At 47.5% G+C, this 10,726-nt stretch carries 10 protein-coding genes; 6 read left to right on the top strand and 4 right to left on the bottom strand.

All coding sequences use genetic code 11. The features are described from left to right. A partial coding sequence (locus tag Q0241_RS22400; RefSeq protein WP_299381635.1) for an alpha/beta hydrolase occupies nucleotides 1-605 on the bottom strand: 605 nt, incomplete at its 3' end. Nucleotides 606-860: 255 nt separating this feature from the next. Between Q0241_RS22400 and cysE the strand changes: the two genes are divergently transcribed. The 4 genes from cysE to Q0241_RS22380 all read left to right on the top strand — a co-directional run bounded on the left by cysE (nucleotide 861) and on the right by Q0241_RS22380 (nucleotide 4,802). Beyond that, nucleotides 861-1,640 (top strand): serine O-acetyltransferase, encoded by a 780-nt coding sequence (cysE, locus tag Q0241_RS22395; RefSeq protein ID WP_299381632.1) that lies wholly within the window; start codon nucleotides 861-863, stop codon nucleotides 1,638-1,640. 120 nt (nucleotides 1,641-1,760) lie between these two features. Beyond that, nucleotides 1,761-2,231, top strand: coding sequence for an Rrf2 family transcriptional regulator (locus Q0241_RS22390; protein WP_299381629.1), 471 nt, complete (start codon nucleotides 1,761-1,763; stop codon nucleotides 2,229-2,231). Between the two features lie 163 nt (nucleotides 2,232-2,394). Then, on the top strand, nucleotides 2,395-3,507 hold the full coding sequence (locus tag Q0241_RS22385; protein WP_299381626.1) for a cysteine desulfurase family protein: 1,113 nt from the start codon (nucleotides 2,395-2,397) through the stop codon (nucleotides 3,505-3,507). Nucleotides 3,508-3,608: 101 nt separating this feature from the next. After that, nucleotides 3,609-4,802 carry an aminotransferase class V-fold PLP-dependent enzyme gene (locus Q0241_RS22380; protein ID WP_299381623.1) on the top strand — a complete coding sequence of 398 codons (1,194 nt, stop codon included), beginning with the start codon at nucleotides 3,609-3,611 and terminating at the stop codon, nucleotides 4,800-4,802. Between the two features lie 57 nt (nucleotides 4,803-4,859). Here Q0241_RS22380 and Q0241_RS22375 read toward each other — a convergent pair whose 3' ends face one another. Further along, nucleotides 4,860-6,890 (bottom strand): TRAP transporter permease, encoded by a 2,031-nt coding sequence (locus Q0241_RS22375; RefSeq protein WP_299381621.1) that lies wholly within the window; start codon nucleotides 6,888-6,890, stop codon nucleotides 4,860-4,862. 136 nt (nucleotides 6,891-7,026) lie between these two features. Continuing rightward, nucleotides 7,027-8,040, bottom strand: a complete 1,014-nt coding sequence (locus Q0241_RS22370; RefSeq protein ID WP_299381618.1) for a TAXI family TRAP transporter solute-binding subunit — start codon at nucleotides 8,038-8,040, stop codon at nucleotides 7,027-7,029. Nucleotides 8,041-8,470: 430 nt separating this feature from the next. Between Q0241_RS22370 and Q0241_RS22365 the strand changes: the two genes are divergently transcribed. Beyond that, nucleotides 8,471-8,785, top strand: coding sequence for a ferredoxin family 2Fe-2S iron-sulfur cluster binding protein (locus Q0241_RS22365; RefSeq protein ID WP_299381615.1), 315 nt, complete (start codon nucleotides 8,471-8,473; stop codon nucleotides 8,783-8,785). A 77-nt stretch (nucleotides 8,786-8,862) separates the two neighbouring features. Then, entirely contained in the window at nucleotides 8,863-9,543 is a 681-nt protein-coding gene (gene tenA / locus Q0241_RS22360) for a thiaminase II (RefSeq protein WP_299381612.1), read from the top strand. A 124-nt stretch (nucleotides 9,544-9,667) separates the two neighbouring features. Here tenA and Q0241_RS22355 read toward each other — a convergent pair. Then, the coding region (locus Q0241_RS22355; RefSeq protein ID WP_299381609.1) for a sodium:proton antiporter at nucleotides 9,668-10,726 on the bottom strand (1,059 nt) is incomplete at its 5' end.

The raw sequence follows: 10,726 nt of genomic DNA, 5'->3' as shown, positions 1-10,726 counted from the left end.
TGGCTGTCGATGATTTCCATTTCGTTTTCGAAATAGTGTCCGGCGGTTGGCTCAACGCGGTAATCTATAGCGATACCTTTTTGTGCGTTTAGTTTATCAACCAGTTTCGATGTTGCAGATTCAGGGACGACGTCATCGCGTTCGCCCTGAACAATCAGACCAGATGACGGGCAAGGCGCCAGAAAGCTGAAATCGAACATGTTGGCGGGTGGGGCGATAGAGATAAAGCCATCAATTTCCGGGCGACGCATCAAAAGTTGCATGCTAATCCAGGCACCAAAAGAGAAACCGGATACCCAGCACTGGCTTGAATTGGCATTGACAGACTGCAACCAGTCTAGTGCGGATGCTGCATCAGACAGTTCGCCTTCGCCTTCGTCGAAAGTTCCCTGTGAACGACCAACGCCACGGAAGTTAAAGCGCAGAACGGAAAAGCCCTGTGCCTTGAATGAATTGAACATCGTGTAAACGATTTTATTGTTCATTGTACCGCCGTGCTGTGGATGCGGGTGAAGCATCAAGGCAATGGGCGCGTTTGGTGTTGGATTGTGAAAATAGCGTCCTTCGAGACGTCCTTCCGGACCGTTCAAAATAATATCAGGCATGCAGTCACAGTTCCCCTTCGTCGAATTTCGAGGCTTTATTTCAGCCGAGCACCTGTTTAGACTGACCAAAACATAAGCTTGTAAGCCAAGATGGACTGACTAAACACGATAGTTACACTTGACCCTGACGATCTTGATAATTATATCGCAGACAATGTGCAATGTGTTTTCAATGCATTGTATATAAGCCAGTGCTTGCCCTGAGCCAAATACCTTTTTCAATTAAAGTAAAAAGGTTCACAAGGAAACGAACCAATGTTCGACAGAATTAAGGCCGAAATTGACGCAACCATGTCTCGCGATCCCGCTGCGCGATCGCGTATGGAAGTGGTTTTGTGCTATCCCGGCTTTCAGGCCGTTACGCTCCATCGCCTGTCGAACAAGCTCTGGCGCAGTAATTGGCGCTTGTTGGCGCGTTGTCTGTCCCATATCGGAAGAGTGATGACGGGAATTGAAATTCATCCCGGCGCGACAATTGGCAAAGGCTTCTTTATTGATCATGGCATGGGTGTGGTTATTGGGGAAACCTCTATCATTGGCGACAATGTGACGCTTTATCATGGCGTGACTTTGGGTGGTGTTGCCCCTAGTGTCGATTCTAACAGTCAGCGGGGCACAAAAAGGCATCCGACATTGGAATGTGGTGTGATCGTTGGATCAGGCGCACAGGTATTGGGGCCGATTACAGTCTCTAAATGCGCACGTATCGGTGCCAATGCTGTTGTGACCAAAGATGTTCCCAATTGCGCGACAGTTGTTGGCATTCCGGGTAAGGTCGTGAATACAAAAGAAGACAGACCTTCGACACCAACGTTCCCTGTTGTGGAAGATCAGCCCTTTGTTGCCTATGGTACCCCAACGTGGGATGTCCCCGATCCGGTGGCAAAGACGCTGGAAGGGCTATTGAACGAGGTCCAGTCGTTGAGAAGTCGATTGAATACCTTGGAAGGTCAGGACGATTATCAAAAAAATCTACTGACAAAAACGGCAGAGAATGACAAGAAAGATGACGTTGGGGATAAAACCTCTTCGTAAAATAATGGTAGTCTTCCCCGCTGGGTAACGTCGGGATAATGCGCTACCAAAAAGCTATTGACCAAAAGTGACGGGATAGTTTCGGAAGAAAACTATCCATAATGGTAGGAGAGTAAGGCCGTGAAACTGAGCACAAAAGGTCGTTATGCCGTGATGGCGATGGTTGATCTGGCTCTTTATGCCAATGAGCGCCCGGTGTCCCTTGCAGAGATTGCGGACAGACAGGAAATCTCGCTTTCTTATCTTGAACAGCTATTCGCAAAACTTAGGCGCGAAAAGCTTGTTATGTCTATACGTGGTCCCGGCGGCGGCTATCGCATGGCTAAGGATGCAAAAGATACCGATATTGCCGAAATTTTCAAAGCAGTTGAAGAACCGATAAGGGCAACGACCTGTAATCCAATGTCTCCCGATGGGTGCCGCAGCGATAAAAGCAGATGTGTTACGCATGATTTGTGGCAAGGCCTTTCCAATCATATCTATCGTTACCTTCATGGTGTGTCGATAGCTGATGTGATTGAGAGACGGATTGATCCCGGGGCAGATATGTTTATGACGTTTGATCCCAATGACGGTGTCGCAGCCCAATAAGCGAGCTTAGTTAAAAGATACGAGTCTTTTGTGTCAAAGGCATACTGTCAGGCCAAAATCCCTAACCAAAACCATATGGGCTTATTAAAGCTTTGTTTATTTGCTTAAGCTCTGTTTATTTGTTTAAGCCCTGTTTATTTGTTTAAGAATGTGATGTCTCTTTATGATCAGCCCGATTTATCTGGATTATAATGCAACCGCACCTGTTCGCCCCGAAGCCATTGATGCTGTGACAGCGGCGATGAAGCAAACGGGCAATCCGTCATCTATTCATGCCTATGGTCGATCTGCGCGTCGATTGGTCGAAGACGCCCGTGCGGAAATTGCATCCCTAATGGGCACAAAACCTGCCCGGATTGTTTTTACGTCCGGTGGTACGGAAGCCAATAACCTGGCATTACGCGGGGCGGAAAGATCCCGCGTTTTGATTTCTTCCATCGAACACGATTCCGTTTTGCAGGTCCATGAAGGTGCGATCAGAGTTCCCGTAGATCAGCATGGTCGAATTGATTTGAAAGCACTTGAAGAATTATTGGCTGTTGATCCTGAAAATACGTTGGTTTCTGTGATGATGGCGAACAATGAAACCGGTGTTTTGCAACCCGTGAAAGAGATCGTATCTCTTGCGCATTCAAAAGGTGCATTGGTTCATTGTGATGCTGTACAGGCGGCGGGAAAGACAGATATCAACTGTGAAGAACTGAATATCGACTTTACAACGATCTCCTCGCACAAGATGGGGGGACCACAAGGCGTCGGTGCCCTTATTCTTGGCAAGGGGCTAGAGATTAAATCTCAGCAACTTGGCGGTGGGCAAGAACGTCGCCGCCGGGGCGGTACGGAAAATGTGCCGGGTATCGCGGGTTTTGGGGTTGCGGCCAAACTATCTCGTGAAGGTTTGGTCGAAATTCAGGAAAAGTCATATCTTCGGGATGAAATGGAACGCAAAATGTTGGCGGCGGCCCCGGCTGCGCGTGTGTTTGGGGCAGAGGTAGATCGCGTGCCAAATACGACGACCATAACCATGCCGGGCGTTCCGTCGGATACCCAGCTCATGGTTCTGGATTTGGAAGGCTATGCTGTTTCGTCCGGTTCCGCTTGTTCTTCGGGCAAGGTTCAGACGTCTCATGTGCTAAAGGCTATGGGGGCAGATGAGAAAACGTCTGGTGAAGCGATCCGTATTTCTACGGGGTGGGCCAGCGCTGATACTGATCTGGACCAGTTCGCGGATGCCTGGATTGCGCTGTTCAAACGCAAAGGGGAGCGCCCTGATTAATGGTCCCCGATTAAGAAGACAGCCCGATTAAAGATATAGTAAACCGCTGCTTTGTCTTATGATGTTGATACCAATAACCAGAGAACCTTAGCCAGAAACAAATGCCACAGTTAAAAGCCAACCGATCTGAAAAGCCTATTTATCTTGATTATCAGGCTACAACCCCGACTGACCCAAGGGTTGTGACGGACATGATGCCCTATTTCACCGAGAGCTTTGGCAATCCGCATTCTGTCGATCACGTCTATGGCTGGGAAGCCGAAGAGGTCGTTGATAAAGCCAGAGAGCAGATTGCAGATGCGATTGGCGCTGATCCACGGGAAATTGTTTTTACGTCTGGTGCAACGGAATCAAATAATTTGGCAATTAAAGGCACGGCACGTTTTATTCGGGATAATCCCAAAGGAACGCCGCGCGATCAGGTTGTCACGGCCGTAACCGAACATAAGTGTGTTCTGGAATCTGTGGCCCGGTTGGAACGCGAAGGCTTTGATGTGGTGAGGCTATCTGTTGATGCTGGCGGTCTGATTGATCTGGACCAGTTGGAAGATACCGTCTCTGAAAAAACGGCTCTTGTTTCGCTGATGGCGGTAAATAACGAGATTGGTGTTATTCAAAATCTCACCCGGATTGGTGACATCTGCAAAGAGGTTGGCGCGAAGTTCCACAGCGATGCTGCACAGGCAATTGGTAAAATTCCACTGGATGTAAACCGGATGCAAATTGATCTGATGAGCATCTCCGGTCATAAAATTTATGGCCCCAAAGGTATCGGGGCGCTTTATGTGCGCAGGCGTCCGCGTGTCCGCTTAGAGCCCTTGATGGATGGTGGCGGGCAAGAACGTGGCTTTCGTTCCGGCACATTGGCAACTCCGCTTTGTGTGGGGTTGGGGGCTGCAGCTCAATATGCGAACGAAGCTTTGTTTACGGAATATGACCGCCTGTCTTCGTTGAGTCTGCGGTTTAAGAATGCTCTTGAGAGCAAGGTAGATGGCTTACGCTTTAATGGTGATGAAGATCAGCGTATTCCGGGCAATCTTAATGTAACCTTCAAGGGTATATCAGGGGCCGACCTTATGAAGGCTGCACCCAAGTTGGCCCTGTCAATGGGATCAGCCTGTACATCTGCTGATCTTGATCCGTCCTATGTTCTCAAAGCGCTTGGGCACAGTGATGACGAGGCGCTGGCCTCGTTACGCATAGGGTTCGGCCGTTTCACAACAGAAGAAGAAGTTGATGAGGCCGTCGAAATTTTGGCATCTACAGTAAAGAAGATGCGCTCTTCAGCAGATTAAGATTCAGTCTTCCGAGTTTGTCTCGTCTTTTTCGGGCCTTATATCTGACCTAGACCGCTAATTGGTTTCAGGCATCGGACTTTTACGTTGTTTTAATTGTGCCAGAAGAATGGGGGCGAAAAGTAAAATGCCAATGCCCATTGTCTCTAACCCTGGTGCAATGAATAGCAGGGAAACTAAGCCGATCCACCAGCGTTGTAATGTGCTGAGAGGGGCAAGAAAATAACCGGCAAAGGACATCCCGATCAAACTAATTCCCATCATCGCACCCGCAAGTGTGATCGTAAATGCGGTCCAGGTAAATCCGTCTGCGACAAGCAACAGGGCAGGGGAATAAACAAAAATGAACGGAACCAGTGCTTTTGCAATGCCTAATCTAAAAGCGGTGTTTCCAGTTTGAAAGGGATTGGACCCGGCTATTCCCGCTGCCGCATAGGCCGCGAGCGCAACGGGCGGCGTAATGTCTGCGAGTACCCCGTAATAAAAGACAAAGAAGTGGGAAACCAAGGGCTGTATCTGGAGCTGCGCAAGGGCGGGGGCTGCGACCGCAACCAGAATAATGTAGGTGGCTGTGGTGGGGATGCCCGCGCCCATAATAATACAGGATAGCGCGATAAGAATAAGCGTAAAAAACAATGCCCATTGTTCAATGGCAAAATAAGACAAGGGCCATATGTTGCCAACAAGATTACCAAGATCTGTAGCCGTTTGTATAACGACATAGCCCAAGCGAAAGCCAACGCCCGTTAAGGTGACAACACCGACGATTATGCCGACACAGGCCGCGGCGGCACCAACAGCCAAGGTGTTTTTCGCACCAAGAGAAAGTGCGTTCCACAAATCTTGTAAGTTAAGACGGTTGACGGGATTTAAAAAGCCGACAACAACGCAGGCAATGATTCCGTAAACGGCCGCAAAATCGGGGGTTTTCCCACTCAATATAAGATAGACGAGGATCGCGAGAGGTATAATTGATAGCCAGTGCTGTTTCAAAACCAAGACAGCTTTGGGCAGTTCATCTTTGGATAAACCTTTAAGGCCAAGCTTTTTGGCTTCGAGGTGAACCATGATAAATATACCGAAGTAATGTAACAGGGCAGGGAAGAGAGCCGCGGCGAGAATATCGCGGAGTGGTATTTCCAGATATTCGACCATAATAAAAGCTGCAGCCCCAAGGATAGGCGGGGTTATTTGCCCGCCCGTTGATGCGGTTGCTTCAACCGCCCCTGCAAAGTGTGGTGGATACCCGACCCGTTTCATCGCGGGGATGGTTAGCGCGCCTGTTGTAACTGTGTTAGCGATGGACGATCCGGAAATTGTTCCCATAAAAGCGGATGAAAAAATCGCGACCTTTGCCGGCCCGCCGGAATATCGTCCGGCAATGACCATAGCAAGATCGATAAACAATTGGCCCAATCCGATACGTGTTGCCAGAACACCAAAAAGAATAAAGAGAAAGACATACTGGGCCATGACGCCAATGGCGATACCGTAAATGCCCTGATTGGTTAGATAGAGGTGATTAATTAGCCCGGCCCAACTTGTGCCACCGTGTTTTAAAGCACCGGGGGCAAAGGGACCAAATAGAGCAAAGAGTATAAAAATCAGCCCGATAATTGGTAATGTCGGCCCCACCGAGCGCCTTGCGGCTTCTAGCGTCAGTATTAGGAGTGCAGTCCCCATCAAAACATCGTTTTGCGAAGGGTTGCCCACTCTGGTTGCAAGTTGTTCAGGGGGAAGTAATGGTAAGTAAAGGGCGGTGACCACTGCAAGAACAGCAAAAATTAAATCGAGAAATGAAACGCCATTAAAATAGAAGAAGCCTGTTTGTGGAGTTTTACCGAACCCTTTTCGAAATCCAAAAAGCAAAAACACAAGGCTTAGAACAAAAGAGAGATGAATGCCCCGGTGTAGAACTTCGCGAATGAGGGCAAAGCCAGAAGCATAAAAGTGGTAAACAGACATGGAAACCAATAACAGGGTAACCAAATAAGTGATCATACGTCCGGTTGGGCGAAAGGCCATTTCAGGATCGTATTTTTCCTCTATTTCAGCCAGCTGTTTTGCTGTTAAATTTTCGCCACGCATGTCTTGTTTTCCCTTATTATCGGGGTTGGTTCCCGTTTTTATTGAACCAAGGTCCCGAAATCATAGAGTATAATTCCGGGACCTTGGTTTGTTTGGAACGTTTCCGATTGAGGGAAACGTTTGAACAGAAGTTGGTTTATTTTATAAGGCCAACTTCTTTGTAATAACGCTCTGCACCTGGGTGAACTGGCACACCGATACCTGAAAGCGCGGTTTCAAGCGTAATTGTTTTACCTTTGGCGTGACCAACGTCTAGCAGTTTACGTGATTTATCATTCCAAAGAGCTTTGGTGATTTGATAAATCAGTTCGTCGTCCTGATCTGCTGATGTATACCACTGGGCGCCAACTGCTACGGTTGGTGTTTCTTCGACGCCTTCATAGGCACCTGATGGGATCACACTTTGTGAAAAGAAGCCATATTTTTCGGCGAGTGCCTGGGCACCTTTACCGTCGATTGGAACTAGCTTGATGTCGTCGGCAGATGCTAATTCCACAAGTGACCCTGTTGGGTAGCCAGCAACAACAAAGAAGGCATCAATTTTGCCATTTCTGAGTGCTTCTGCGGCGGCGTTCCCTTTTAATGCTTCTGCGGTAACATCATCAAGCGCGAGACCGTTAGCTTCTAGAATAAGTCCTGCATCTACGTAGGTTCCAGAACCCGGCTCATCCAAAGAAACGCGTTTGCCCTTCAGATCAGCAACAGAGTTGATGCCGCTTTTATCAAGAGCAACGAGATGGATATGTTCTTCAAACAAGGCTGCGATTGAACGCAACTTTGTTGCAGGGTCTTTGCCTTCCATTGTGCCTGTGCCTGTGTAGGCCCAATAGGCAACATCAGACTGGGCAAAACCAGAATTTCTGAGGCCGGAAAGAACGGCATTGATGTTATCAACAGAACCGCGTGATGATACGGCAGAGGCGATCAAGCCATCTACACCGCAGCTACCGCCTTCTTCACAAGGACGAGATCCCGGTGGCTTGGAAATAGCATTGGCAATCACACCGCCAACTGGATAATAGGTATAGGCTGTACCGCCTGTACCAATGGTAAAGAAGTTAATTTCCTGGGCCTGAGCAGAGACTGCCCCCAAGGTCAAAGCGGTCGCAGTCAGTATGCCTGCGGCCATTCTTTTGGCTGTAAATTTCATTGTCGATTTCCTCCTCAAATGGACCACGTATTGATGCCATTAATAATATCGGATTGCCGGATAGTATTAATGGCAGCTTTGATTTTTATATTGTGGAATTAAACGTTTGGATTGGTTTTGAGTTATAGTTACTTATTATTACTGTATCAGGGTAGTTTTTGTATCACAAATTCACAACAAAAGATTTTAAATTACTCTAAAAAAATTTAGAACGGTATAATAACGCTTGTAAGGCGAGCGTTTGGTCGGGAATTTTAAAGTCCTAAAATGCTTGTAATGGACTGTGTGGGTCGTTATTCCGCTAGCAGATGATGAAAAAAACTTCCCAAAATAGCTTCAGGCAGCGTATATAGGCTGGAATATTCGGGTATTGCCGTAACTGCCGCATTAGAATGATGGCAGATCGCGGTTTTGTTAGGAGAATTGGCAGATGCCAAAGATGACTTTTGTCGAAAATGACGGAACCGAAAAAGAAGTGGATGCGCCACTTGGGCTTTCCGTTCTCGAAATTGCTCAACGCAATGATATTGATATCGAAGGTGCTTGCGAAGGTTCATTAGCCTGTGCGACCTGTCATGTGGTTATTAACCCCAGTTGGTATGGAAAGTTGGAAGAAGTATCAGAAGACGAAGAAGATATGCTTGATCTTGCTTTCAATTTGACAGAAACATCGCGCTTGGGATGCCAGTTAATCATCACCGAAGAGTTGGATGGCCTTAAGGTCAAACTTCCAGACGCTCTCTAAGTATCTTCTCTATATGGCGGTTTGGTTCTCAAACCGCTTTTTCTTATTTAAAATCTCGCGATTGAAATAACCTAATCATGTCTTTCTACGAAGATCTCAAAGCTCAATGCCCAGATGACTGGTCGTCTTATGTTTATCATCCCTTTGTTCAGGGGATGGGCGAAGGGACATTGCCGGAAGAGGCTTTTAAACATTATCTCATTCAGGATTATCTGTTCTTGATTAACTTTGGCCGCGCCTATGCACTGGCCGTTTTCAAAAGCGATAATCTGGACGATATGCGTCAAGCCGCGGCAACGATGAATGCGTTGTTGAACGACGAAATGCAGTTACACATCAGTTATTGTGCTGAATGGGGCATAGAAAAAGAAGTACTGGAAGGTGTTAAGGAAGCATCAGCAAATCTTGCTTATACCCGCTATGTGATGGAGCGCGGCCTTTCCGGTGATATTTTGGACCTTCTGGTGGCCTTGGCCCCATGTGTGATGGGATATGCCGAAATCGGATCGCGTCTAGCCGATGATCACGTCGCAGACATGGAAAATAATCCTTATCGTCCATGGATTGAAATGTATGCTTCAAGCGAATACCAACAGGCGGCCGCTGGTGCTTATGGACAGCTGGAACGGGTTGCGATGTCTCGCTTGGGTGAAGATTATCAGAATTCAGGACGCTGGAAGGATCTGTGTAATACCTTTTCTACGGCAACCAGACTGGAAGCCGGGTTTTGGGAAATGGGTATAACAGGGGCTATGTAAAATAGGCCGAGGTTAAGGTAAGCTGAGATAAGATAGGCTGGGGTGAGATAGGTTAATTGATTTTCTTGTGAGTTTTAAAGGCAGCGGTATGCCTCCGCTGCCTTTTTTGTTCTCGATGACCTGCTTATTTCACAAAGCGTTCTACAACTTTTTTCACGGTTAATCCCTGAATAATAATAGAAAAAATGACAACGCCATAGGTAATGGCGAGCAAGCTTTCTTTTTCTGGGATGCTAGGCAGGGAAAGAACCAACGCAACCGAAATACCACCACGAAGACCTCCCCAGGTTAGGGCAACAACGGCACCGGGGGTGTATTTTGCTTTTAGACTTAATAGGCTGATGGGAAGCCCCACAGCAATAAAACGCGCGATAAGAACAACAGGGATCATGATCAAGGTTGCGATCAAATTTGTTGCTGTTTCGGTAATAGCGAGGATCTCAAAGCCAATAATCAAGAATAGTGCCGCGTTCATGATCTCATCCAGAAGGGTCCAGAACTTATTGACGTGATCCCGGGTGCTTTCTGACATGGCAAAGCGCATGCCCCTGTTCCCAATAAGAAGTCCGGCGATGACAACGGCAATGGGGCCTGAGAAATGCAGGGCATAGGCTAGGCTATAGCTCATCATGACTAATGCGAGTGTGATCAAGACTTCTATGGTGTATTCATCAATACTTTTGAGGGCAAGGTAGGCAATATATCCGGTTGCCAGCCCCAGTGCGGCACCTCCGCCAGCTTCGAGCAAGAAAAGGCGTGTGATTTCGTAAGCACCAATGGCATCATCTGATGGGGTCTGGGTAGCAATAGCAACCAGAATGGTAAATACAACAACCCCGACACCGTCATTGAACAGGCTTTCCCCGGCAATCTTAGCCTTAAGAGAACGCGGTACTTTTACCGTTTTGAGGATGCCAAGAACAGCAACGGGATCGGTTGGGGCGATAAGGCTGCCAAAAATCAGACAATAGATCAGCGGGATTTCAAGATTGATCAGACCTGTCAGATAAAACATGGAAAAGCCGATCAAAAAGGTGGATATCAACACCCCAAAAGTTGCCATAAGGGTAATGGCATACTTACGATGTAACAGGTCTTCGATATCGACGTGGAGCGCCCCGGCAAAAAGGAGGAAGGATAACATGCCTTTCATCAGGGTTTCATGGAAATCGATTTGAGCGAG

This window comes from uncultured Kiloniella sp., from assembly GCF_937128705.1.
GTDB lineage: Bacteria > Pseudomonadota > Alphaproteobacteria > Kiloniellales > Kiloniellaceae > Kiloniella.
Note: the sequence above shows the minus strand (reverse complement) of the source record. Positions and strands in the feature narration are given on the sequence as shown.